Origin of the sequence: Klebsiella sp. PL-2018 (genome assembly GCF_019048985.1) — a bacterium.
Taxonomy (GTDB): domain Bacteria; phylum Pseudomonadota; class Gammaproteobacteria; order Enterobacterales; family Enterobacteriaceae; genus Klebsiella; species Klebsiella michiganensis.
On record NZ_CP077673.1, the window covers coordinates 2,457,356 to 2,482,368 of the forward strand.

At 54.4% G+C, this 25,013-nt stretch carries 19 protein-coding genes and 2 pseudogenes; 17 read left to right on the top strand and 4 right to left on the bottom strand.

All coding sequences use genetic code 11. The features are described 5' to 3' along the window. Positions 1 to 43 precede the first annotated feature (43 nt). The 3 genes from MKleb_RS11370 to MKleb_RS11380 all read left to right on the top strand — a co-directional run bounded on the left by MKleb_RS11370 (position 44) and on the right by MKleb_RS11380 (position 2,350). Positions 44 to 811, top strand: a complete 768-nt coding sequence (locus tag MKleb_RS11370) for a basic amino acid ABC transporter substrate-binding protein (protein WP_004851663.1) — start codon at positions 44 to 46, stop codon at positions 809 to 811. Positions 812 to 876: 65 nt separating this feature from the next. Continuing rightward, a complete protein-coding gene (locus MKleb_RS11375) occupies positions 877 to 1,644 on the top strand; it encodes an amino acid ABC transporter permease (RefSeq protein WP_004102832.1) in 768 nt (255 codons plus the stop codon). After that, a complete protein-coding gene (locus tag MKleb_RS11380) occupies positions 1,628 to 2,350 on the top strand; it encodes an amino acid ABC transporter ATP-binding protein (RefSeq protein ID WP_025108184.1) in 723 nt (240 codons plus the stop codon). Before MKleb_RS11375 ends, MKleb_RS11380 begins: the two co-directional genes overlap by 17 nt. A 94-nt stretch (positions 2,351 to 2,444) precedes the next feature. Here the strand turns inward: MKleb_RS11380 and MKleb_RS11385 are convergent, their stop codons facing one another. Next, entirely contained in the window at positions 2,445 to 3,650 is a 1,206-nt protein-coding gene (locus tag MKleb_RS11385) for an MFS transporter (RefSeq protein WP_025108183.1), read from the bottom strand. A gap of 282 nt (positions 3,651 to 3,932) precedes the next feature. On the opposite strand from MKleb_RS11385, the gene MKleb_RS11390 reads away from it, so the two are divergent. After that, positions 3,933 to 5,084: a M20 aminoacylase family protein gene (locus MKleb_RS11390; RefSeq protein WP_025108182.1), complete on the top strand. Its 1,152-nt coding sequence runs from the start codon at positions 3,933 to 3,935 to the stop codon at positions 5,082 to 5,084. Positions 5,085 to 5,355: 271 nt separating this feature from the next. On the opposite strand, the gene fdhF is transcribed toward MKleb_RS11390, so the two are convergent. Next, positions 5,356 to 7,506 carry a formate dehydrogenase subunit alpha gene (gene fdhF, locus MKleb_RS11395; RefSeq protein ID WP_025108181.1) on the bottom strand — a complete coding sequence of 717 codons (2,151 nt, stop codon included), beginning with the start codon at positions 7,504 to 7,506 and terminating at the stop codon, positions 5,356 to 5,358. Positions 7,507 to 7,741: 235 nt separating this feature from the next. Continuing rightward, positions 7,742 to 8,824 carry a malate/lactate/ureidoglycolate dehydrogenase gene (locus MKleb_RS11400; protein WP_025108180.1) on the bottom strand — a complete coding sequence of 361 codons (1,083 nt, stop codon included), beginning with the start codon at positions 8,822 to 8,824 and terminating at the stop codon, positions 7,742 to 7,744. An 859-nt stretch (positions 8,825 to 9,683) separates the two neighbouring features. Here MKleb_RS11400 and tssB point away from each other — a divergent pair. The 7 genes and pseudogenes from tssB to MKleb_RS11435 all read left to right on the top strand — a co-directional run. Continuing rightward, positions 9,684 to 10,175 carry a type VI secretion system contractile sheath small subunit gene (gene tssB, locus MKleb_RS11405; RefSeq protein ID WP_014229069.1) on the top strand — a complete coding sequence of 164 codons (492 nt, stop codon included), beginning with the start codon at positions 9,684 to 9,686 and terminating at the stop codon, positions 10,173 to 10,175. A 40-nt stretch (positions 10,176 to 10,215) separates the two neighbouring features. Continuing rightward, positions 10,216 to 11,751 (top strand): type VI secretion system contractile sheath large subunit, encoded by a 1,536-nt coding sequence (gene tssC / locus MKleb_RS11410; protein WP_025108179.1) that lies wholly within the window; start codon positions 10,216 to 10,218, stop codon positions 11,749 to 11,751. Positions 11,752 to 11,764: 13 nt separating this feature from the next. After that, the gene (gene tssK, locus MKleb_RS11415; protein ID WP_217076666.1) at positions 11,765 to 13,105 is read left to right on the top strand and encodes a type VI secretion system baseplate subunit TssK; all 1,341 of its coding nucleotides are present in this window, start codon (positions 11,765 to 11,767) and stop codon (positions 13,103 to 13,105) included. After that, positions 13,102 to 13,776, top strand: coding sequence for a type VI secretion system protein TssL, short form (tssL, locus tag MKleb_RS11420; protein WP_025108177.1), 675 nt, complete (start codon positions 13,102 to 13,104; stop codon positions 13,774 to 13,776). Before tssK ends, tssL begins: the two co-directional genes overlap by 4 nt. Further along, positions 13,776 to 15,437, top strand: coding sequence for an OmpA family protein (locus MKleb_RS11425; RefSeq protein WP_217076667.1), 1,662 nt, complete (start codon positions 13,776 to 13,778; stop codon positions 15,435 to 15,437). The genes tssL and MKleb_RS11425 overlap by 1 nt, the downstream gene beginning before the upstream one ends. Positions 15,438 to 15,581: 144 nt before the next feature. After that, positions 15,582 to 16,073 (top strand): type VI secretion system effector Hcp, encoded by a 492-nt coding sequence (hcp, locus tag MKleb_RS11430; RefSeq protein ID WP_129897003.1) that lies wholly within the window; start codon positions 15,582 to 15,584, stop codon positions 16,071 to 16,073. 158 nt (positions 16,074 to 16,231) lie between these two features. Next, a pseudogene (locus MKleb_RS11435) lies at positions 16,232 to 16,819 on the top strand (contractile injection system protein, VgrG/Pvc8 family); the annotation flags it as partial. Positions 16,820 to 16,827: 8 nt separating this feature from the next. Here MKleb_RS11435 and MKleb_RS11440 read toward each other — a convergent pair. Continuing rightward, positions 16,828 to 17,993 (bottom strand): IS3 family transposase gene (locus MKleb_RS11440; RefSeq protein ID WP_217076669.1). Its coding sequence is split into 2 segments (ribosomal slippage): positions 16,828 to 17,738 and positions 17,738 to 17,993, totalling 1,167 coding nucleotides; the frame shifts between segments, so codons are not numbered across the junction. 72 nt (positions 17,994 to 18,065) lie between these two features. Between MKleb_RS11440 and MKleb_RS11445 the strand changes: the two are divergent. From MKleb_RS11445 to MKleb_RS11465, 6 genes and pseudogenes are all read left to right on the top strand, one after another. Beyond that, positions 18,066 to 19,847 (top strand): annotated as a pseudogene (locus MKleb_RS11445) (DUF2345 domain-containing protein); the annotation flags it as partial. Positions 19,848 to 19,856: 9 nt separating this feature from the next. After that, on the top strand, positions 19,857 to 22,217 hold the full coding sequence (locus MKleb_RS11450) for a hypothetical protein (protein WP_025105897.1): 2,361 nt from the start codon (positions 19,857 to 19,859) through the stop codon (positions 22,215 to 22,217). 2 nt (positions 22,218 to 22,219) lie between these two features. After that, positions 22,220 to 23,149 (top strand): hypothetical protein, encoded by a 930-nt coding sequence (locus MKleb_RS11455; protein ID WP_025105896.1) that lies wholly within the window; start codon positions 22,220 to 22,222, stop codon positions 23,147 to 23,149. A gap of 359 nt (positions 23,150 to 23,508) precedes the next feature. Next, positions 23,509 to 23,643, top strand: a complete 135-nt coding sequence (locus tag MKleb_RS30140) for a hypothetical protein (RefSeq protein WP_256204533.1) — start codon at positions 23,509 to 23,511, stop codon at positions 23,641 to 23,643. A gap of 11 nt (positions 23,644 to 23,654) precedes the next feature. Continuing rightward, positions 23,655 to 23,843, top strand: a complete 189-nt coding sequence (locus MKleb_RS29905) for a hypothetical protein (protein WP_224226604.1) — start codon at positions 23,655 to 23,657, stop codon at positions 23,841 to 23,843. Positions 23,844 to 24,328: 485 nt separating this feature from the next. Beyond that, positions 24,329 to 24,820 carry a hypothetical protein gene (locus MKleb_RS11465; protein ID WP_025105894.1) on the top strand — a complete coding sequence of 164 codons (492 nt, stop codon included), beginning with the start codon at positions 24,329 to 24,331 and terminating at the stop codon, positions 24,818 to 24,820. The last annotated feature ends 193 nt before the right edge of the window (positions 24,821 to 25,013 follow it).

The following is a 25,013-nucleotide window of genomic DNA, read 5'->3' on the forward strand; positions in this document are numbered from 1 at the left end:
GTGTGTATTTTTATGCAAAATTAATGCATAAAACGGAGTTGTCATGGTTAAGAAGTGGATGAAAGCATGCTGCCTGGTGGCGGCGATGATCGGCACCGCCCACGCGGCTCAGCAAACTTACGTGGTGGGATCCGGCGGAACCTATCGCCCGTTTGAGTTCGAGAACAGCCAGAAACAGCTGGAAGGTTTTGATATTGATATCATCAAAGCGATCGCCAAAGCGGAAGGCTTTGATATCAAACTGGTCAATACGCCGTGGGAAGGGATCTTCGCCACCCTCAACACCGGCGACCGCGACATTATTATCTCCGGGATCACTATCACCGATAAGCGTAAGCAGATGGTGGATTTCTCCGCCCCTTATTTCCCGGCCGAGCAGTCCATCGTCGTGCCGGCGGATTCAAAGGTCTCCTCCCTTGAGGCGCTGAAAAACGAGAAAGTCGGCGTGGTGAACTCCAGCACCGGCGATATCGTGGTTTCCGACGTGCTGGGCAAGAACAGTACCGCGATCAAGCGTTTTGATAATACTCCGCTGATGCTGCAGGAGCTGTTTGAAGACGGCGTGAGCGCGGCGGTCGGCGACGTCGGCGTGGTGAAATACTACATCAAGCAGCACCCGGAGAAGCAGTTCAAGCTGGTGCCGGATGCCAAATTTGAGCGCCAGTATTTCGGCATCGCGGTGGCGAAAGGCAACAGCGAGCTGCAGGCGAAGATCAACGCCGGTTTACAGAAAATCATCGCTGACGGCACCTACGCCAAAATCTATAAAACCTGGTTCGACGAGAATGTCCCGACGCTGCCAGCGCAATAATTCGCATTTTTATTTTCATCACGGCTATCGACTCTGGCGATAGCCGTATTTTTTAGGGAAGGGCTATGACGGGATTCCGTTGGGAGATCATTGAGGAGTACGGTCCGCTGTTTATGGACGGTGCCCTGATGACCATTAAATGTACCATTATCTGCGTGATCCTCGGCACCCTGTGGGGGCTGACCCTCGGGCTGGGGCGGATGGCGAAAGCCGAGCACGGGGTATGGAAATACGTTCTGCGTTACCTGGTGCAGTTTCCGGTGCGCTTTTACGTCAGCGCGTTTCGCGGTACGCCGCTGTTCGTGCAAATTATGGTGGTGCACTTCGCGCTGGTGCCGCTGTTTATCAACCCGCGCGACGGACTGCTGGTGACCAGCGGCATGATGAGCGCTGATTTCGCTCGCGAGCTGCGCTCAAACTACGGCGCGTTTCTCTCCTGTATCGTGGCGATTACGCTGAATGCCGGGGCCTACGTGTCGGAGATCTTCCGCGCAGGGATCCAGTCGATCGATAAGGGGCAGATGGAAGCTTCCCGCGCGCTGGGAATGCCGTGGTGGAAAACCATGCGTCAGGTGATTCTGCCGCAGGCGTTTCGCCGCATTCTGCCGCCGCTGGGCAACAACGCTATCGCCATCGTTAAGGACTCCTCGCTGGCGTCGGCCATCGGTCTGGCGGATCTGGCCTACGCCGCGCGCACCGTTTCCGGCGCCTACGCCACCTACTGGGAACCCTACCTGACCATCTCCCTGGTTTACTGGGTTATTACTTTCCTGCTGGCGCAGCTGGTTAACCGTCTGGAAAAGAGGTTTGGCAAAAGTGATTCACATTCATAATTTACACAAGCGCTTCGGCGACAGCCACGTTCTGCGCGGCATCAGCTGCGACATTAAGCCGCAGGAAGTCGTGTGTATTATCGGCCCGTCCGGTTCCGGGAAAAGCACTTTTCTGCGCTGCATGAACGCGCTGGAAACCGTCAGCGAAGGCGAGGTTGAGGTAAACGGCTTCGCTGCCCACGATCGCGCCACCGATCTGAATAAGATGCGGGAAAGCGTCGGCATGGTCTTTCAGCGCTTCAATCTGTTCCCGCACAAAACGGTGCTGGAAAATCTGATTATGGCCCCGATGAGCCTGCGCGGCACGGCGCGCGCGGAGGCGGTGCGTCTGGCGGAAGAGCTGCTGGCGAAGGTCGGGCTGAGCGACAAGCGCGACGCCTGGCCCTCCAGCCTCTCCGGCGGGCAGCAGCAGCGGGTGGCCATCGCGCGCGCGCTGGCGATGAAGCCGTCGATTATGCTGTTTGATGAGCCCACTTCGGCGCTCGATCCTGAGCTGGTGGGCGACGTGCTGGAGGTGATGAAAAACCTCGCCAGCGAAGGGATGACCATGGTAATCGTAACCCACGAGATGGGCTTTGCCCGCGAAGTGGCCGACCGGGTTATCTTTATCGACCAGGGCATCATTCAGGAAGAGGGGAAACCGGCGCAGATCTTTAGCGCGCCGACTAACCCGCGCACCGCCGCATTTTTAAGTAAAGTGCTGTAACGGCTCCCGGCGCGCGACTGCGCTGCCGGGGAGAAGACCCTGCGCGGGCGATGAGGGAGCTTTCGTTCTGCCGAACCGTGCCTGCCCTTAAGCGTTACTGCGCCGCCTCGCTAATATCATCCATCTCTTCTTCGCGCTCGCGTTCGTCCGCCAGCAGGGCTTTTTCGCTTTTACCCAGGCACTGAATCAGCAAGAACAGCGCGCCGCTGACAAACAGCGTCATCAGCAGACCATCATACCCCGCAACGCTGATCAGCAATCCGCTCACCACCGGTCCGGCGACGCTCCCCGCGGACCAAAAGAACCCCAGCAGGGCGTTGATCATAATCAGCTTTTGTCCGGAGAAGGTCTTCCCGGCGCGGACCAGCGACAGGGTATAGAGCGCCCCCGCCGCAGCGCCGAGAAGCAGGCAGCCGACAATCAGCTGGATATGCGACACCAGCAGGAACGGTAAGGCCAGCAGGGCGAGGCAGAAGACCACCGCGCAGGTCAGATGTACGCGGCGGATACCGAAGCGGTCGGCAATCCAGCCCAGCGGGGCCTGGAATACGGCATCGCCGGTTAATACCACGGTGACCAGCAGTACCGCCGTCACTTCACTCAGCCCTTTATCCATACCGTAAAGCGGCAGCAGCGCCAGTATGCTGGCATCAAAAAAGGCGAAGCAGAATACGCCGGAAGCCAGTACTGGCAAAAAGGCGCCGAGGCTGCGCCAGCTGGCGCGTTCCGCCAGCCGTTCGCGGCTGCCGGAGGGCAAATGGCGGAGCATCAGCAGACAGGCGAGGGTCACCAGTCCGACGAGCAGCAGAGTCCATGATTGATACGCTTCTCCGGCGGAGATCAGCAGCGGCCCCGCCAGCTGGCAGCCGGTAAAGGCGGAGGCATAAATGCCGGTCAGGGTTGCCCGGTTTTTACCCGCCGCGCCGCCGGTGATCCAGCTTTCGCCAATGACGATAATCACCCCTGACGCCAGGCCGGTCACCAGCCGCGGCAGCAGGAGATGAACCATATCAAACGACAGGCAGGAGGCGATGGTTGCCGCCGCCAGCGCCACCAGGCTGACGGAGAGCAGAAGCCCCATCTCGAAGCGCCGGCACAGCGCGGGCGAGAGGAAGGAGGAGATCATCATCCCCGCTGGCGGTAGCGCGGCCAGCAGGCCGACGTAAACGGTATCAACCTGCTGCTGCGCCAGCTCCAGACTGATTAAGGGCACCGTGTATCCGGTGATAAATCCCACTAATGAAGCCGCCATGATCATCGCCAGCGTGGGGGCAAGACGATTCTGCTCTGGGTTGAACATTTTATTTCCGGTTAAGGAGGTCTGTAGAGTGAATTATTCGGCAAAACGCCAGTATAGCTGCATAATAATTAATCGCACGCCTTATGTCACCGTTGATATGACTACAAAAAAACGCAGTGCAGGCGGGATGCCGCGCAAAGGCGCGTTGGCGCAGGGTTTGGCGGCAGTTGTCAGCGAGCGGGCGAAAGGATATAACCAATAGGCTAGCGGGTTACCTGTAGCCCTAACGTATTGCATAAAACACTCGTTCAGCGCTGAAGCTGTGCAGGAAAGGAGTAAGACATGGCTGTATCCCCTTCACTGATCGCCGAGGCCATTCGCTGGCGACGTGATTTTCATGCTTGCCCTGAGCTGGGGTATCAGGAACAGGAAACCTCTCGCCGGGTCGCTGAACTGCTCGCTTCATTTGGCCTTCAGGTGCATAGCGGTCTGGCGGGCACCGGCGTGGTCGCGACGCTGGAGAACGGCCCGGGTCCGGTAATTGGCCTGCGGGCCGATATGGATGCGCTACCGATCACCGAGCAGAGCGACGTCGACTATAAATCGCGTAATCCGGGCGTGATGCACGCCTGCGGCCACGACGGCCATAGCGCAATGCTGCTGGCGGCAGCGGCGCATCTGGCGCAAACCCGCCGCTTTCGCGGCACCGTTCACTTTGTTTTCCAGCCCGCTGAGGAGAACCTGGGCGGCGCGCGTAAGATGGTGGAAGAGGGGCTGTTTGCGCGCTTCCCGATGGATGCCATTTACGCGCTGCACAACTGGCCGGGTATGCCGCTGGGCCAGGTGGCGATCGGCAGCGGGGCGATGATGGCCTCTCTCGATGCGTTTGAAATTACCCTGACCGGCAAGAGCTGCCATGCGGCGATGCCGGAGCGCGGGGCGGACCCGATTGTCGCCGCGGCGCAGCTGATTATGGCGCTGCAAACCATTCCGTCGCGCCGCCTGTCGCCGCAGGAATCCACGGTGGTAAGCATTACCCAGATTTCCGGCGGGGAGGCGATCAACGTGCTGCCGGATAAAGTGGTGCTGCGCGGAACCTTCCGCTGTCTGAATAACCAGGTGCGTGAGCGGGTCAGGGGGCTGATTGAAAGCTATGTCGCCGCCCAGCCGCAGGTATCAGACGTGGAAGGCAAAATCGCCTGGTATCCCGGTTATCCCGTCACCACCAACCACCCGGCTGAAGCACAAAAGGTTCGCGAGGTGGCGACCGCGCTGCTGGGGGAATCGGCGGTGAGCTGGAACGGCAATCCCTCTATGGCCTCGGAAGATTTTGCCTGCATGCTGGAGGCCTGCCCGGGCGCCTATTTCTGGATTGGCACCGATGGCGAGACGGCATCAAAGCCGCTACATAACGCCGGATATGATTTTAACGATGCGCTGATCCCGCACGGCGTGGCGCTGTGGACGGCGCTGGTGGAGAAACTGTTGGCGTAAGAGACCGATCCCGGAGGCGATGCTGCGCATCTGTCCGGGCTACCGGCCCGCAGACGGCACTGAACCTGTAGCCCGGGCAAGGCGCGTTGCGCGCCGCCCCCGGGAACAGAGCGCAGAGTAGCTGAATTTCCCGGAGGCGATGCTGCGCATCTGTCCGGGCTACCGATCCGCAGATGGCGGTGAATCTGTAGCTAGGGCAAGGCATGTTGAGCGCAGCCCCCGGGAGCAAAAGTGGATATGAAGGGAGACGCGCGCATCTCCCCGCGTTGTTTTACACGTTCACCGCCGCTTTCAGGCGGGCTTTCATCTCACTATAGCTTGTCCAGGCATACTGCTCGGCCCAGCGCTGATCCGCGATAGCCTCCACCTTCACCGCGCAGTATTTGGTTTCCGGCGTTTTCGAGATCGGGTCGAGATTATCCTGCGTCAGCTCATTACAGGCGCCGACCCACCATTGATAGGTCATATACACCGCGCCTTCGTTAATGCGATCGCTGATGTCGGCGCGGGTAATCACCTTACCGCGCCGCGAGCTGACCCACACCAGCTGCTGGTCGGCGATACCGAGGCGCTGCGCGTCGGCGCGATTGATTTGCAACCGGCCCGGCTCATCGGCAAGCGATTGCAGGGCCGCGCAGTTGCCGGTCATCGAACGACACGAGTAGTGGCCGACTTCGCGCACGGTACAGAGCACCAGCGGATACGCTTCATCCGGCGTCTCGGCAGGCGCGCGCCACGGGGCGGCGAACAGCTGGCCTTTGCCGGTTGGCGTATCGAAGAGGTTATCTTTATACAGCCACGGCGTACCGGGGTGATCCAGCGTCGGGCACGGCCACTGGACGTGGTTCATATCGCCCATTTTCTCGTAGGTGACGCCGTAGAACAGCGGACAAAGCTCGCGCATTTCGTCCCAGATCTGCTGGTTATTATCGTAATGCATCGGATAGCCCATTTCGCTGGCCAGCAGGCTGATGATTTCCCAGTCGCGCTTAACGTTACCGGTAGCGATAATCGCCTGCTCAAAGCGCTGGAAGCCGCGGTCGGCGCAGGTAAAGACGCCGCCGTGTTCCCCCCAGGAGGTGGCGGGCAGCAGTACATCGGCGATTTCGGCGGTTTTGGTCATAAAGATATCCTGCACCACCACAAAATCGAGCGCTTCAATCCCCTTACGCACCAGGCCTAAATCGGCTTCGGTTTGCAGGGGATCTTCACCCATGATGTAGTAGGCTTTGATTTCGCCAGCCAGCGCTTTGTGCGGCACTTCGGTGATCCGGGTACCGACCTGGTCGTCCATGACAGCCGGGTTAACGCCCCATGCTTTGGCAAACTTATCGCGAACGCTGGCGTCGGTGACGTCCTGGTAGCCGGGGAACATATTCGGCAGGACGCCCATATCGCAGGCGCCCTGGACGTTGTTTTGTCCGCGTACCGGCCCCACGCCGACGTTGGCGCGTCCGAGGTTACCGGTTAACAGCGCCAGGCTCGCCAGCCCTCTGACGACGTCCACCGCCTGGCCGAACTGGGTGACGCCCATGCCCCACATAATGGTGGCGGAAGGCGCGGCGGCAAACATGCGCATCGCCTGGCGAATTTCAGCGGCCGGCACGCCGACGATCCCTTCGACGGCTTCAGGGGAATAGTCTTTCACCGTTTCGCGATAGGCGTCCAGCCCCTCGGTAAAGCGGTCGACGTAGTCGTGGTTATACAGATCCTCTTCCAGCAGCACGTGGGCGAAGGCGTTGACCAGCGCCATATTGCTGCCGTTATTGAGCTGCAGATGGCGATCGGCGATGCGGGCGGTTTCGATACGGCGCGGGTCGCAGACGATGATTTTCGCCCCGTTTTCGCGAGCTTTAATCACCCGGCGGGCGACGATAGGGTGGGAGTCGGCGCAGTTATAGCCAAAGACCAGCAGGCATTTCGAGTTTTCGATATCGCTAATCGAGTTGCTCATCGCGCCGTTACCGAGCGCCAGCTGAAGCCCGGCTACCGACGGGCCGTGGCAAACGCGGGCGCAGCAGTCGACGTTGTTGGTGTGGAGCACGCCGCGGGCGAATTTCTGCATCACATAGTTGGTTTCATTCCCGGTACCGCGCGATGAACCGGTCGTCATAATGGCGCGCGGGCCGTGCTTCTCCTTTATTTCACGCAGTTTATTCGCCGTATAGCGGATAGCTTCCTCCCAGCTGACCGGGGTGAACTTACCGCCTTTCTGATAGCGAATCATCGGCTGCTGCAGACGCGGCGTCAGTAGCTGGGTGTCGTTGAGGAAATCCCAGCCGTAATAGCCTTTCAGGCACAGCTGATTTTGGTTGGTGACGCCATCGGCGGCTTCGGCACGGAGAATTTTATTGTTTTCGACGACCAGCTTAAGTTTGCAACCGGCCCCGCAATAAGGGCAAACGCTCGTGATTTTTTTCATCAGTAACAGACCTGTTAACAGAGAATAAACAACAACGACAGACCGGGCCCGGCCCGCCTTTGTCAGGGCGTCATGAGCCAGCGCACCGGCAAATGACGGGAGCGTTATGCATACGCTGTGCCAAAACTTAACTTATTGAATTTGTATAGAATAGTTGATCAGGCGGGGCGGGCGGCGGTGATGTCGACACTAATGACGATGACATGACGCCCGTTCGGGCGTCATCGAGGAAAAATCAGGCCATCTTCTGGCGCAGCTGCGCGAGGGTGTCGGCGGGTAAACCGACTTCTTCGGCGGCGGCGCAAATCGCCTGCCAGCTGCCGGCGTCCAGCGGTATCCCCTGCGCCAGACGCTGCTGGCGGTTAGCCTCTTCCCACTCGCCCGGGGCCAGAATCGGCGCGTCCGGGTCGTGCGGCGACCGTTTACACCAGTCGATAAACGCTTCGGTCTCGCGCTGCATATCCGGCGCATCGAACGCTTCCGGGCTGAGAATAATGGTGGTCATGCAGTTGAAGATAGCGTCCACGCTGCCCTGCAGCGTCTCCTGATGCGAGGTTTTACCGCCGGATACCGCGCCGCCGATAATTTCGCACAGCGTCGCCAGCGCGTAGCCTTTATGTTCGGCAAAGGTCAGCAGCGCCCCCAGCGGCGACGTCTGCATCACCGCCGGGTCGGTAGTGGGGACGCCGTGAGCGTCGATCAGCGACCCCGCCGGTACCGGGACGCCTTTATGCCAGGCGACGCGGGTTTTACCGAAGGCGATGGCGCTGGTGGCGTAATCCAGCAGCAGCGGCGGATGGCCGGCGCGCGGGAACACCACGCACAGCGGGTTAGTACCGAAGCGGCTGTCTTTCCCACGGAACGGGGCGACCATCACGTTGCCAACGACGTTAACGAAATGGATAGAGATCATTCCGGCGGCCGCGCACTGTTCCGCCCAGTAGCCGATGCGGCCAATATGGTGCGCATTGCGCAGCGCCACGGCGGCCATACCGTGCTCTCTGGCTTTCTTAATGCCGATCTGCATGGCTTCATGGGCCACGACCTGGCCGAAGCCGCCGTTGCCGTCCAGCGTGACCACCGCGCCCGCGTCTTTCATCACGCTGGCGTGGCGATTGAGCTGGAGATAGCCCTGCGCGTGGGAGCGTACGTAGCTTGGGATCATGCCGACGCCGTGGGAATCGTGCCCGGCCAGGTTAGCGGCAATCAGATGGTCGGCGATAAGCGATGCTTCGGTGAGGGAGCTTCCCATATGGGTGAAAAGGGTTTTAACAAATTGATGCAGATCCGTAGCCTGGAAGCGATGTCCTGTTTGCACTGATTCTCTCCTGTGATTGGGTTGCGAATTCTTGTTTTAGTGTGTTTGCATTTCCATGCTGCGCTGAGCCACGGAGAAGATCAAGGTTTTGAATCTGTGGCGGTAAAGAGAAGGGCTGAGGGGGAAAGTGCAGCGTTGAGGCCGGGCAGTCTGGTTATGATATGAGGGATCATTAACGCTGAATGTTCTCTCTGGCGACTTGTCTGGGATGGCTCACCGTAGAAAGACGCTGTCTCTCTCTGTCCACGGGGAGGGCGCAAGGAAGGTTATAGGGCATGATATGAGTGAGAGGCATTATTGTAAGTTGTGTTTTAATATATCCGCTGAATAAAATGCCGCTATTTCTTTTTCGCTCAGCGCGACTCTATACGTTGTCCGGTTTAACCATCGATACCGGATATCTGACAAGTATTATTTGTAAGTTTTATATTAATCCTGTCAGCCATTAATTATAACCATGTTCATGCCCAGAGCTGGGTTTTTCATGTCCTGTGAAGAATAAAAAATAATTTATTTCTTACGCCCCTGCTCGCGCGCTTTTCAGTATTCGGAATGACCAGTATTTGCGTTACATATTGATTTGCATCAATCAACTCTGTGTATTCAGATATGAATTTAATTCATATTGCTGCATGAGGTATACATTCTGCCTTTATTGTAAGCAAATGGTTGTTATTACATACCGGCTTTGTTTGTCTCATGCATTTCATTTTTACATTTGCCTTAAGATGCCTGAGGAAAGTCTTATAATGGACTTTGCAACAGGCTGGTTGATATTTTTTGGCGCTTTGCTCTACTATATCCGGGTCATCACACACCGTTATCTTTAATACATTATTCCTCACGGGAAGGGACCGCTATGGCTGATACGTTCCAGAATGAGGTGCCCAAGGCACGCATTAATTTAAAGCTGGCTCTGCACACAGGAGGCGCGCAGAAGAAAGTCGAGCTGCCGCTGAAACTCCTCACCATCGGTGATTTCAGTAATGGCAAAGAAGACCGGCCATTATCGGAAAGAGCAAAAATCAACGTCAATAAAAATAACTTCAACAGCGTACTTTCGGAATTCAGCCCGGAAATCAGCCTCACGGTACAGAACACGCTGGCCGGCGATAGCGCCGAAGAAAATATTCAGCTCCGCTTCGCCGATATGAAAGATTTCGAACCGGAGCAGGTGGCCCGCCAGATCCCCCAGCTCCGCGCCATGCTGGCGATGCGGAATTTATTACGCGACCTCAAATCCAACCTGCTTGATAACGCCACTTTCAGAAAAGAGCTCGAGAAAATCCTGAAAGATCCGGCGCTGACGCAGGAATTACGCGACGAAATGAGCGCGCTGGCCCCGAAATAAACGGCGTGCGTTATTTAATGGATTAACCGGGAATATGCTGATGTCTGTAAATACTGAAACCGCCCCCGCGCAGGGGCAGACTGCTGTACTGGAAAAAGAGAGCGTTTACGCCTCCCTGTTTGACAAAATCAACCTGACCCCGGCGTCCCGCCTGGGCGATATTAACGACTTTCTGGATGATGCCGCGCTGTCCGACGCCCCGGCGGGCGAACGACTGACGGCGGCGATGCAGGTGTTTATGGACTGCATCCGTCAGTCCGGAAAGACCGTGGAGAAGCTCGACAAGACCCTGATTGACCACCATATCGCGGAGCTGGACTATCAAATCAGCCGCCAGCTGGACGCGGTGATGCACCATCCTGAGTTCCAGAAGGTGGAATCCCTGTGGCGCGGCCTGAAGCAGCTGGTGGACAGCACCGACTACCGCCAGAACGTCAAAACCGAAATTCTGGACGTCTCCAAAGACGATCTGCGCCAGGACTTTGAAGACGCGCCGGAGCTGATTCAGAGCGGCCTCTACTGGCACACCTACACCGCCGAGTACGACACCCCGGGCGGCGAGCCGATTGGCTCGGTGATCTCCGCGTATGAGTTCGACGCCAGCCCGCAGGACGTGGCGCTGCTGCGCAACATCTCCGGCGTCTCCGCCGCGGCGCATATGCCGTTTATCGGCGCCGTGGGTCCGGCCTTCTTTCTGAAAGAGTCCATGGAAGAGGTTGCCGCCATCAAGGATATCGGCAACTACTTCGACCGCGCCGAGTACATCAAATGGAAATCCTTCCGCGACACCGACGACGCGCGCTATATCGGCCTGGTGATGCCGCGCGTGCTGGGCCGCCTGCCGTATGGACCGGACACCGTGCCGGTGCGCAGCTTCAACTACGTCGAGCAGGTGAAAGGCCCGGACCACGAGAAATACCTGTGGACCAGCGCCTCGTTCTCTTTCGCGTCCAACATGGTGAAAAGCTTTATTAATAACGGCTGGTGCGTGCAGATCCGTGGCCCGCAGGCGGGCGGAGCGGTGAAAGATCTGCCGATCCACCTCTACGATCTGGGCACCGGCAACCAGGTGAAGATCCCGTCGGAGGTGATGATCCCGGAAACCCGCGAGTTTGAGTTCGCCAGCCTCGGCTTTATCCCGCTGTCGTACTACAAAAACCGCGACTACGCCTGCTTCTTCTCGGCCAACTCGGCCCAGAAGCCGGCGCTGTACGACACCGCCGACGCCACCGCCAACAGCCGCATCAACGCCCGTCTGCCGTATATCTTTCTGCTGTCGCGCATTGCGCACTACCTGAAGCTCGTTCAGCGTGAAAACATCGGCACCACCAAGGATCGCCGCCTGCTGGAGCTGGAGCTCAACACCTGGGTGCGCGGTCTGGTGACGGAGATGACCGACCCGGGCGACGAGCTGCAGGCCTCACACCCGCTGCGCGACGCGAAGGTGGTGGTGGAAGATATCGAGGACAATCCGGGCTTCTTCCGCGTGAAGCTGTACGCGGTGCCGCACTTCCAGGTGGAAGGGATGGACGTGAACCTGTCTCTGGTCAGTCAGATGCCGAAAGCGAAAGCGTAAGGCGGGGGCAGGGATGAAAATTTATCGTCCGCTGTGGTGTGAGGGGGCGCTGCTGTCCCCTCAGCAATTCCAGCAGCAGTCAGCGTGGGAATCTTTTCGCAGCACAGGCGTTGCGGCTCTCTCTTCGCCGTTTTCATGGGGGGTTGAGCGGGTTGAATTCGATGAGAGGCTGCTGGGCTCGGGCCTGATTCAGATCTCTCAACTGCGGCTCTGGCTGCCTGATGGCACGCTGGTGGATACGGCCGTCAGCGATCTGCCGCCTGAACCTCGGGAACTGGAGTTAGCGCAGCATTCAGACGCGGTCACGGTGATGATTGCGCTGCCGCTCATGCAGCCTGGGCTGAATAATGTGCAGCGGGAATCGGCTATGACCGAGCGGCCGCTCCGCTACCGTGAGGAGTGGGTGAATGTTCAGGATGCGTTTGGCAGCGAGGAGGAGTCCGTTGCCGTTGCCCGCTTTAACCTGGCGATCCGTTTTGACCATGAAGATAACGCGTCATGGCAGTGCTGCGCGATCGCGCGGTTGATCCGCGATCGACAGGGATGGTGCCAGGATCCGACATTTATTCCACCCCTGGCATTGTTCTCTGCCAGTCCGGCGATGCGTGAAAGACTGGCGCTACTGAATCGTCAGCTTCGTTCCCGCCGTCAGCGTTTGATGTCCATGCGCCGCGAGAGCAACGAACGCCTGGCCGATTTCGCTGTGGCGGACGTCTCTCTTTTCTGGTTGCTCAATGCGCTTAACTCCCATGCGCGCGTGCTGGTGGAGTTTGAACGTTCTCCTGCCCGTCATCCGGAGCAGGTGTGGGCAGAGCTCGTCCGTCTGGCGGGCAGCATGCTGACGTTCTCTCTCGACAGCGATCTGGATGCCATTCCCGCCTATGACCATGCAGAACCTGAAAAAACGTTTCCTCCACTGTTTGAACTCATCACTGCTTTGCTGGAGGCCAGTTTGCCGTCCCGAGTGGTCGCACTGGAGATGTCCCGACCGGACGAGCAGACGTGGAAAGCCGCGCTGCACGACGCTCGCCTGCGCGAAGACGCCGATCTCTATCTTTCTGTCCGGTCTGATGTTCCGGCCTGGCAGGTAGCTGAGAAATTCCCTGCGTTATGCAAGGCGGGTTCACCGGATGAGGTGAATGCGATTTCCGCCGTCGCGCTGCAGGGGATCCCGCTCATTGCCGTTAGCCGCGTTCCGGCAGCGTTACCTGTGCGGATGGAAAACCAGTACTTCGCGCTGGATATGGAGAGCTCTGCGGCCCGGGACATGCTGGAGCAGGGGGTATGCATGTTTTACGTGCCGGCCCTCCTGGGACGGCTGGAACTTGAACTGTTTGCGGTACTGCGATCATGAGAAAAGACATTGATATTGATGAACTCATGGCGGAAACCTGGCTTACCGTCACCATGCTTAAGAAAGGGGCAACAACGCCCGACGGCAGCGCGTTATATGACACCTGCTGTAAACACGTGGAAGGCGTGCGCGAGGCGCTGGAGCGCGCCGGGTACGATGAGGCAAGCATCGGGCATATCTCTTATGCGCAATGTGCGCTGCTTGACGAAGTGGTAATGAGCAGAACGCTGAGTGCAGGTGCCGAAGCTGATGCGGGTCAGGCGGCATGGCGAAAAGCGCCGCTACAGGCGCGCTATTTCGGGTCATTACACGCAGGCGAAGCCCTCTGGGATCGTATCACTGAGGTCTTACGGCAGCCTGCGCCGAATATAGCCGTTCTGACCTGTTATCACCGGGTGATCGCGCTGGGGTTTCGCGGATTATACAGCATCAGTTCAGTTAGCCAGTCACAGCGGGAAGAGGTGATTAAAGCGCTTTCTGAGCAGGTGCCGCCTCTGAATGCGGATATCTCTCTGGTGGTTCGCCGGACCCGAAAACATCGCTATAGCATCCTGCGTTCAGTCTGGTTCTGGGCTGCTACGGCTGCGGTGATCGCTGCCGTGGCATGGTGGGGAGGCCACCTCTGGCTCCAGGGGCTGTTATCCGCTCAGTTACCGGAGTTACCTCATTGATGCGTAAATCGGTCATGGTTTCTCTGATACTTCACGTTCTGGCGGCTGTCGCCGCGTTTCTGTGGCTGCTATGGGGATTCATTCCGGCAGGCACGTTGTTTAAGGGCGTGATGACGGTGTGCATTGTCGCACTGGCCTTCTGGCAGGTCTGGAGAAAGCGTTGCCCTGTTCAGACGATGGCGGAGGGTGAAATGTCCACCTGTGAACTGCTGCTGTTTGATGCCGGGGGACCTGTTGTTCTCGTTTGTGGGGATGAGCTGGACGCGTTGTTCCAGGGGCAAACACTGCGCAAAACCGCGCAGGGCTGGTGGCTGAGGGTGAATGACGTCAACAGGCTAAGCGACATTGTTCGCGATATTCACGAACAGCAGCCGCATCAGGGCGGACAGCTCGCCGTTATGTATTCCTGCCAGCCCGACAGACATCAGGATGAAGCCGTACTGCGCGCGTCCCTGAAAGCGTTGCGTCAGCAAATGAAGCTGCTGGGTCAGATAATTGGATTCACGCCGCCGATGGTTCTGAGCGGTGAATTTTCCGGTCCTGCAACGCCGTGGCTTGTTGTTTGTGGCGATAAGCTGGCGGTATATCCGGCTGATAAAACGCCGCAGGCGGTGGATGACTGGCAACAGGACGCTCAACATCTTGCGTTGATGCCTGTCCTATGGGAGGCCTTTGCTGTTATGCGCGCCATTCTGGCGGATGAACTGACGAAGGAAGATCGGCTCCTTCCGGCGGTTCACCCGTTTGCGGTGGTGATTCGAAGCGGTGTGGCTTCTGCCGATCGTGCTTCGCTGTGGTCACATCGCCTTTTTCGCCTGACCCATCTGATTTTTCCGCAGGCAGAGGGGGCGGCGGAAGTAACGGAGCATTTTCCTGATGCGGTATTACCGATGCTCGCGCCTTACTGCGCTCCAGTACAGGGGGGGCAACGCTCTCGTCGTCTCGTTTTATGGGTTCTGGCGTGCGCTCTGGCAGCTCTGGCTTTTTCTGCTGTGAATAACGCGGCGCTGATTCGCCAGGTCTCAACGGATCTCCAGCGCTGGTATGCCATTCCCGAGAATCATGATGAGCCCAGGGCTCAGTCCCTCCTGGCGTTGAAACAGGATGCTCTTCTGCTGGAGCGCTGGCAGCGGCAGGGCGAACCACTCCGGTACGCGCTCGGCTATTACCCCGGCCTGCGTGTATGGCTGGCGCTTCAGAAGGCTATTGATACGTATGCGCCACCGCCGGCACCTGCGCTAAAGCCACAACCGAAAATCATCCGCCTCGACAGCATGTCGCTGTTCGACACCGGCAGGTGGGCGCTGAAGCCCGGCTCGACAAAGCTGCTGGTGAACTCACTGGTGGGCATCAAAGCGAAGCCCGGCTGGCTGATTGTGGTGGCGGGCCATACCGACAGCACCGGCGACGATAAATCCAACCAGATACTTTCGCTTAAGCGTGCCGAATCGGTGCGCGACTGGATGCGCGACACCGGCGACGTGCCGGAGAGCTGTTTTGCGGTGCAGGGCTACGGCGAGAGCCGACCCGTTGCCCCCAACGACACGGCCGAAGGCCGGGCGCATAACCGCCGTGTCGAAATCAGTCTGGTGCCGCAGGCGAATGCCTGCCAGCCACCGGGCATGACCCCCGCGCCATCGCAGGATGATGGCGCTTTTTAAAATGATACACACAGTCATTCGGGCTGCCTCGCGGCGGCAACTGAATGCGTCCCCGGGAGCATAGTTCACTATGTGACCGGGGCAAATGAAGGCAGCCAACAAAGAGGCAGCCTGAAGGACGACGTGTATAAATGGAGAAGTAATATGGCAATTCCAGTCTATCTGTGGCTGAAGGACGACGGCGGCGCGGACATCAAAGGTTCCGTGGACGTGAAGGACCGTGAGGGCAGCATCGAGGTGGTGGCGCAGGAGCATAACCTGTACATCCCGACCGACAACAACACCGGGAAGCTGACCGGCACGCGAATCCACACGCCGTTCCTGTTCACTAAGGAAATCGACGCCTCCAGCCCGTACCTGTACAAGGCGGTAACAACCGGCCAGACGCTGAAGTCGGCGGAGTTCCGCTGGTACAAAATCAACGACGCCGGTCAGGAAGTGGAGTACTTCAACACGAAGCTTGAGAACGTGAAGGTGGTGAAGGTCAGCCCGCTGATGCACGACGTCAAGGACCCGTCCTACGAGAAGCATAACCACCTCGAGCAGATTGAGCTGCGTTACGAAAAAATCACCTGGACCTACAAGGACGGCAACATCATCCATTCCGACAGCTGGAACGAACGTACCACCGCGTAATCCTGATGCGGACAGGTTTTCCTGTCCGCGTTTTTTTGCTGATTACCTGAGACGCGGGTACTCGGCAAAGAAAAACTCAATCTGCTGCCTGACCTGATGCGCTTTGGTGAACAGCGAGGGGCGGTAGCGTGCCCAGGAACCGACAAAGAGAGAGACTCATGGATAATCCCGCCATCCCTGTGATAAACGATGCGGCCAGTCAGGCAAAACAACGATTAGGTCAGTCACGCTACCGGCTGGACGTGCATGGCTGCACAGAATTTCTTGATGTGCTGAAATTCAGTTCGGTTGAGTCGCTCAGCAAGCCCTGGAGATTTGGTATCTCCGTGACCTGCTCGACACCGGATATCGCCAGTGATTTGGTGCTGTTAAAACTTGCGTCGTTTACGTTTCAGACCCCGCAGTTTTACGGGGCTCCGGCCGTACCCGTTCGTTCCGTTTATGGCGTGGTGGCGTCATTCGAACGCCTGTCCACGTCCAGAGAGGATACCGTTTATGCGCTGACGCTGGTTCCACGTATCGCTCTGTTAGCACATACGAAAGGCAGTGAAATTTTCCTCAACCAGACTGTGCCGGAAGTCGTGGAAAAGGTGTTGCGTAAACACGGGCTGGAAGGCGCGGACTTTGAGTTTCGGCTGTCCCGCGAGTATCCGGTGCGAGAGCTAATTACCCGGTGGCGGGAAACCGATCTTGAGTTCATTGAGCGTCTGCTGGCTGAAGTCGGTATTTACTGGCGCTTTGCGATGTGTAGTGGTCAACTAATTTTGGCCACACGACCTGACTGTTCGTGGAACAGCCGCTCTGATTCATTTGGCGTTAACCCACCGTTATACCAGTGGGGCCGGATGGCACTGTAATAGCCCGTGATGTAGCGGATTATCGCGCTCTGAGCTTCTTTGAAGCTGTTATAGCCCTTCGTCGGCACCCATTCGGTCTTCAGGCTCCGGAAGAACCGTTCCATAGGGGCATTATCCCAGCAGTTACCGCGTCGACTCATGCTCTGCTTTATTCGACAGCGCCACAGAGCCTGCCGGTACTGGCGGCTGGTATAGTGACTGCCCTGGTCACTGTGGAACATCACTCCTGTTGGCTTCCCCCGATGCTCCCAGGCCATCTGCAACGCTTTGACCGTGAGGGCCGAGTCCGGCGACGTCGACATCGCCCAGCCCACAGGTTTACGGGCGAACAGATCCAGCACGACGGCCAGATAAGCCCAGCATTTTCCCGTCCAGATATAGGTCACATCGCCGCACCAGATCTGATCCGGCGCTGTTACCGCGAACTGCCGGTCGAGATGGTTAGGTATTTCAACGTGTTCGTTCCCGCCGCGTTTGTATTTATGCGCCGGGGCCTGACAACTGGCGATATCCAGCTCTTTCATCAGCTTACCTGCAAGCCATCGCCCGAGTCTGACGCCCCGGCCGCTGACCATCGTGGCGATACTTCTCGCGCCAGCAGAGCCACCACTGGCATTCCAGACTTCACTGACGAGACTCCGTTTGACGGCCCGCTCAGCGTCAGAATCCCTGCCATTTTTACGAATGTAACGATAACTGCTTCGGTGAACACCGAACAGCCGGCACAATGGCGCTACCGGGTAGTGCGCCCTAAGACTGTCGATTATCGTGAACTTTTCAGGGAGTCCGACATCAAGAGCGCGGTAGCCTTTTTTAGGATTTCATTTTCCATTTCAAGGCGTTGTATTTGTTTTCTTATTTCCCTGAGTTCCGTCTGCTCAGGCGTCAGAGGCAGCCCCGGTGGCGTTTTCCCCTGGTGCTCCATACGTAACGATTTAACCCAGCGGTTGATGGCGGAGAGGCTGACGTTCATCGCTTTAGCCGCTTCACCGTGAGTGTAGTTCTGATCAAGGACCAGTTTTGCCGCTTCGGCTTTAAATTCAGCAGTAAATATTTTGCTCATTGGTTCACCTGTAAGATGTTGAGGTGAGCATATCACCTCTACTCAGGTGGCCAAATTCAGTGTGCCACTACAATGGATAGCCGCCTTGAGCAGGATGTGGTCATTTTTCAGGACTCTCAGGAGCAGTATCAGTTTGGTGTGACCCTGCCGTTTCGTAACCCGGCAGGCATGAGTGACAGCGGGCAGGAAAGCATCTGGGATATTCAGACCGCATACAATGTGGTGAGCGGAAGTGTGGCCACCCGTGACTACAACTATCGCGAAGCGCTGAAACCTCAGGGCAGCACTGAAAGCATTTTTAGCAAAGAAGGGATCACCGCCGGAGAAACGTACCATTATGCGGAACCCTTCCTGACAGCAGGTGACGCTGATAGCCCGGAGACCGGGGCATACTTCGCCCGTCTGCGTCACGAACGCATTCTGAATGCGCAATATCACGTCACCGGGCATTCCTCCAGCCCTCATCTGGCTCCGGGTCAGGTACTGGAAACGGACGGAACGCTTCCCGATGCCGTCAGGGAAGGCATCGTCATCACCACGGTGCGCACCAGTGGTTCGCGCAAAAGTAGCTTTACGCTGACGTTTGAGGGCATCCCCTACAGTGAAACCGTCTGTTATCGTCCGGCACTGCTCAATCGACCGGTGATATCCGGCTCGCTGCCTGCCCGGGTGGAAAGCACACAGAAAGGCGACACCTATTCCTGGCTCGACCCGGACGGGCGATACCGGGTAAAACTGGACTTTGACCGTAACAGTCCTGAACAGGGTTATGCCTATTTGTGGCTGCGGCTGGCTAAACCGTATGCCGGTGATACGTACGGATTCCACTCCCCGCTTATCGACGGAACGGAAGTGGCCGTCGTTTTTGACGGCGGAGACCCGGATCGTCCCTACATCGCTTATGCCCTGCACGACTCAGAACATCCGGACCATGTCACCAGTGACAATCATACGCGGAACGTGTGGCGCACTCCGGCGAACAATAAGTTGCGGATGGAGGATAAGCGCCAGGAAGAGCATATCAAGCTCGCAACGGAATATGGCAAAACGCAACTGAACATGGGACACCTGGTCAATGGCCAGCGTGAAAAGCGCGGCGCCGGTTTTGAACTGCGTACGGACGAGCATGGTGCGGTTCGTGCGGCAAAAGGGCTGTTCCTGACGGCGGATGCCCAGTCCAAAGCCCAGGGCCCGGTGCTGGAAATGGCGCCAGCGATTAACCAGATTAACCAGGCCAACAGCCAGATGCAGGCGCTGAACAGCGCTGCTGAAGCCGCAGGAGCCCTGGTCTGTGACATCAATACCCAGATTAGTCTCGTGACCGACAAAATCAAAGATCTCCGGTCTGCGGTCCTGCTGGGCAGCGCTCCGCAGGGGGTGGCACTGACCTCAGGTGAACACCTTCAGCTCAGCAGCACCCGCAACACCATGGTCAATGCCGGTCAGCATCTTGATATCGGTGCGATGAAGAATCTGTCTGTAACGGTAGAAAAAGCCCTGGGTATGTTTGTCTATAAAGAAGGGGGTAAGCTGGTCGCCAACCAGGGAGATATCGAAATTCAGGCTCAGCACAACACAATGGTGCTTATGGCAAAGCAGCAGGTGGCGATAACCAGTAGTGAGGATGGGATTTCCATCAGCACGCCGGAAACGCTGACGCTGAATGGCGGCGGATCGTATATGAAGCTGAGTAAAAACGGGATTGAGCATGGTTCTGAAGGGATGATGGTGATGAAAGTGGCTAACTACCTGGTTACCCGTACCGGGGCATCATTGAAAGGTGTCACGGAGGCGTTCAGGAAAACTACACTGGAACTGGTTCCTCCCCAGCGGCGTGGAAGGATTTCAAGGTAATAATTTCATATGAAAATCAGTTACCCCCTCAGGGACACCAGCGATAAAGAATTTCGCTCACTGGAAGATGTTATGCGGCTTATCGACGGGGAAGCGCACGGGACCTGGCTGCTGGGGGCGAATGGCCTGTGGCATGGCGGGATCCATATCAGCGATATCTCTAATCCCTTTTCCGCCCTCAATCCAGATGCGACTAATACCGGGGAGCCTGTACCGCTTCAGTTTATGGCAGACGGTATTATTGTGGCGTACCGGGTAAACAAAGAATACCTGACAGCACCCTACTGTGGACAACAGCTGCGCTACAGCAGCAGCTTTGTGCTGGTGAAATCGCAGTGTAAACCTGATCCACAAAAGGAAAAGAGCTGGCTGGAGTTTTACAGCCTGTATATGCATCTGGCACCGGTTGCTGATTACCCGAAATCTCCCTGCTATAAAGTCAGGGGCGGTCACAGTGGCATACTGTTACGCCAGTATAAAAACGGGCAAAACGGGTTGCCCGAGGGGGAGCCGGACAACGGTGAGGCCGGGACATATGCTGCTCCGGCAAAAACGAAAAAGAGCCTGAAGGCGGGGGATCGTTTTGTCTCCTCCCGGACGAGGCGTTTTTACGTCACGAAGAATGGCAAAGCCACCCTGACAACCTTTGGCCTGGTCCGTTTGCTGAAAGAGAATATTCCGGGCAAAGTACAGTACTGGGTGACGCTGGATCCAGAACTGATGGAGCCGGATGGTGAAATGCAGGCGCTGATGCCTGGATGGATGCAGAGGGCAAAACAAAAAGGCGCTTTTGACTCTGTGGAGCTAACTGGCGAAACGGAAGAATGGAATGTCAGCGCCGGAACGCCTGTCGGGTTTATGGGATGTACGGAATCGCCCGGTGAGGGAAATACCCTGCTGGATAAAGAGTGGTTCGTGCATCTGGAGGTGCTGAGTACAGACCCGAACATGCCGGGATTTTTATCTAACCCTGAAAAAGTGAACGGTGATAAACGCTCCGTTCTGGCAGCAAAGGGAAACGCCCTGTTTATCCGGCAGGATACGACGGGACAACCCGTCTTTACCGCGACATCAGCACGACTGAGCGCACAGTGCCTGCTTCCTCGGGAGTCAGCAACGCCAGTCGGGGATGAATCGCAAAAATGGTGGTATAAGATCAGCGGAAGTGGCTGGCTACCGCAAAGTGATGTGGAAGAAGTGAGTCAGTACGACCTGCTGAAACTCGGGTTTCAGGCGCTGGAGGAAAGCAGCGGCGGCGATGTAATGAACAGCCCGTATGAAAGCTGGATACCTCAGGCGTTTGGGACGATAAGCCAATCAGCGGAGCAGGGAGCCGATTATCAGTACGGCCTGGTGCCGCCGTTTTATCGTGACCTGATGGCGGAGATGGACAGCAACCGTGACGGGAAAGTGACGGCAGAGGAAATCAGGCAGGCGCTGGCGGTGCGTGATCCGCTGGTGAAGAATGTGGTCAACCGGCTGGTGGTAAAACATCACAGCGAGTGGTGCGGTGGACGTTCGACGGGGCGCTGGGAAGGGTTTTATAAGGCTCTGGACTTGCTGGAAGTGAAATACTGTGAGAAATGGCAGGCGGATCTGGAATGGATGAGTAAGGTGCCGCCATTTGATAAGGATGAGGCGGTGTGGCATTTTCATCCGGTAATTTTTTTGGATTCTCTGAAAGATAAATCAGAGCTAATTAATGTTGATGCTTTTATTTCCCAGTATGAAAACGAACATGTTTCCTTTGCTCCAGGTACGCCGATTCTATCCCAAGGTTCAAAAAATAATTTGCGAAAAATTTTGGAAAGTATAAATGAATTTTACCCTCACCATATGGAGTATGTGCCGAATTTATATGGAATTTCGTATATGCTAGCTACAGCGAGGCATGAGACATATTATTTCCCAACCGGCGAGTATTTTAGTGAACAACCAGAAGTAGGTAGTGTGATTTATTTTAATAAATACGATCCAGTACTTGCTGCAACACAAACATTAAAGAAAAGAGCAATAGCTAACGGCAATACGCAGCAGGGGGATGGATATAAGTATCGAGGTAGAGGTTGTGTGCATCTTACCTGGAAAAATAACTATCAGAAAGCGAAAGATAAATTTGGAGTAGATTTTGTGAATCAACCAGAACTTGCGGCTGATTTTAAGCATGCTGTGCGAATTATGATTTGGGGTATGGAGGAAGGTATATTCACTGGGAAAAAACTTTCCGCATATATGATTAATAATGGAATGGATTATGAGGGTGCTCGGCAAATAATTAATGGCAATGATCAAAAAACTCTAATAGCTTCCTATGCCAAGAAGTTTCAATCAATTTTAGAAAACACATCCTCTCTTTCCAGTGGGCTTTAAATATGAATAAATATATTTTTTTGTTGGTGTTTTTTTTAAGTGGATGTTCCATGCTAAGTTTTGCGGATGGCTCAATAAATTATGGCTATGATAAATCAAATGATTTAATTTATGCAAAAAAAGACGGCAAAGAAGATGTGTTGAAATTTATTGAAGATTATACAGGTAATCCATCCTACTCATATGATTTTTTTTCAGGTTCCCCTGCGATTATAGCTGATAGTAGATCTCTTCATGATTCTACCGTTTATGCGACATTGAAATATAACGACAATAAATTCATCATTGATTGTTTGTATTTGAATGTGAAAAGTAAAAAGAACGGAGTCTTGGTTAAAAAGGGTTTTTGTAGCTTAGATATGTCGCCAGCGAAAAATTACGCTGATTTTATAGAGGAGAAAGTAGGTAAAACTGAGGATGACATGGATTCTATAGATACAGGCTTAATCTTAAGTGGCAAAAAAAATTATCTACCCATTGTTATTTATAATAGTAAAAATAAAATGATATACCAATTGTATCGTAATAAACAAGCATTGTTAGATGACGATTATTCTGTTTTTATCTTAGGTAGCGATGGTGAGTGTGATGTTTTTGTAAATTCCCCATGGGTTGTATACAACAATAAGGAATTAGAGGGGGTTGAAATTATGAGTGAGAGAATTTCAGATGGTAAGATTGCACTAAATAAATTAGTCCCACATAAAGTCGATTCTAATGAATGCTCATCATATCCTGCGATAAATGTCATAAAACTTAAATCCTATTTTTATGACTCCTCGTACAAAATAAAGAAATCTTACCTTGTTAAAGGAGATAAGGTTAATTTGTTATCTATTAGTGCAGATGGTAAATGGTGTAAGGTAAACTATATTAACATTAAAAACATATCTACTAATAACATCATGTTGTGTGCGGATCTAAGTATTTAGTTTGTTCTTACAATTTTTTTTGTGAGCGTCATGTGGACAACAACTGCGCTACAGCAGCAGCTTTGTGCTGGTGAAATCGCAGTGTCAACCCGAACCACAAAAGAAAAAAACTGGCTGAAGTTTTATAGTCTGTATATGCATCTGGCTCCGGTCGCTGATTATCCGAAGTCTCCTTGATATAAAGTCAGGGATGGACACGGTGGTATACTGTTACGCCAGTATAAAAACGGACAATACGGCTTACCGGAGGGGGAACCGGACAACGATGAAGCCGGGACATATTCTGCTCCGGAAAAACGAGAAAGAGCCTGAACGCAGGCGACCGTTTTGTTTCTTCCCTGACGGGGCGTTTTTATATCATGAAGAATGGAAACACGATCCTGACAACCTGTGGCCTGGTCCGCTTACTGAAAGATAATATTCCGGGCAAAGAACAGTACTGGGTAACACTGGATCCGGAACTGATGGAACCGAAGGGCGAAATACAGGGCTGATGCCGGAATGGATGCAGAAGGCAAAACAAAAACGCGCTTTTGACTCTGTGGTGCTAACGGGTGAAACGGAAGAATGGAAGGTCAGTGCCGGAACGCCTGTCGGCTTTATGGGATGCATAGAATCACCCGGCGGGGGAAATAAACTCGTGGATAAAGAGTGGCTTGTGCATCTGGAGGTGCTGAATGCAGATCCAAATTAGAAATGTTGTTGTTCTTCTTCGATGGCATGTAAATTATAAAAATAATAACATCTAGTATCCATATTATTATGAGGTTAAAATATATAAACACGCACGAAGTGCGAGGGATATAAAAATTTTGGATGGGGAAAAAGATCCTGAATTATCTGGTTATCAAATCAAAAGCAACGGAAATATTAAAAACTTTCCATTGGATAATGCGGTGAAATAAATCACTTTTTGCGCGTGAAGTATAGTATGCGATTTTATATCTACTGTGTAAAAGAGCAGGATTAGAACAACCTGATTTAGTGATAAGCAATACTGAATATGGTGTAGAGTCAGCATTTTCCTTCTGGGTAAGTAAAGGATTAAACAAAACTGCCAAAACATTGAGTGTCCAAGATGTCACACAAAAAATTAATGGTGGGCAGAATGGTTACTCTGATCGCCTACAGAGGTTTAATGCAGTGGCCCCATTATTGAGAGTAGATAAGGAGTAATTTATGTGTGGCTTTATTTTGGGGTTGTCCTTATTGATTTCTTCTTTTTATGCACTAGCTAAAGCCAACATAGCGCAAGGACCATTCAAAATTCATTTTTTAATTCTTTTGTTGTTTTTTTCTTTTTTGCCAAAGATAGCCATTTCTGATAATGGGGTAGATCATAAGCTGTGGGTGCATGAAAAAGTTTCTGCTGTTGATGTTTTTGGTAAGCGTGATTTAGATACGATCAAAAAATTAGATGAAATATACAGTAAAGTAACTTTTACGTTTAGTGGTAAAACGCTAACAATAAAAATGATTTTCTTGAAGATAACAATGTGTGTTCAATTGACTATGTTAAAATTAAAAAAAACACCCATATCATATTATTTGTTTGAGAAAACAGTAGCATTATATGAATGGCTTTTTAAGTATGAAGATGTGTCTCTGCCTAAGTATATTTATCTTTTGATAGCTCTTTTACCGGGGGATGAATGTCCACTTCACTTATAGTGAGATCCTCGAAGTTAATGATTATCTGATTGTTTCGGATCAAAGCTATGTTTTATTTTTTAAAGAAGCGGATGCAAAGAATAATAATCAAAAAAAAGATGGCTGGGCAACTTATTGTCAGAAGGGAAATCCTACCCACGAATATGATGGTATAAGTGAATACTCTTGTTTTTTTCTGATTTGAAATTAAGAG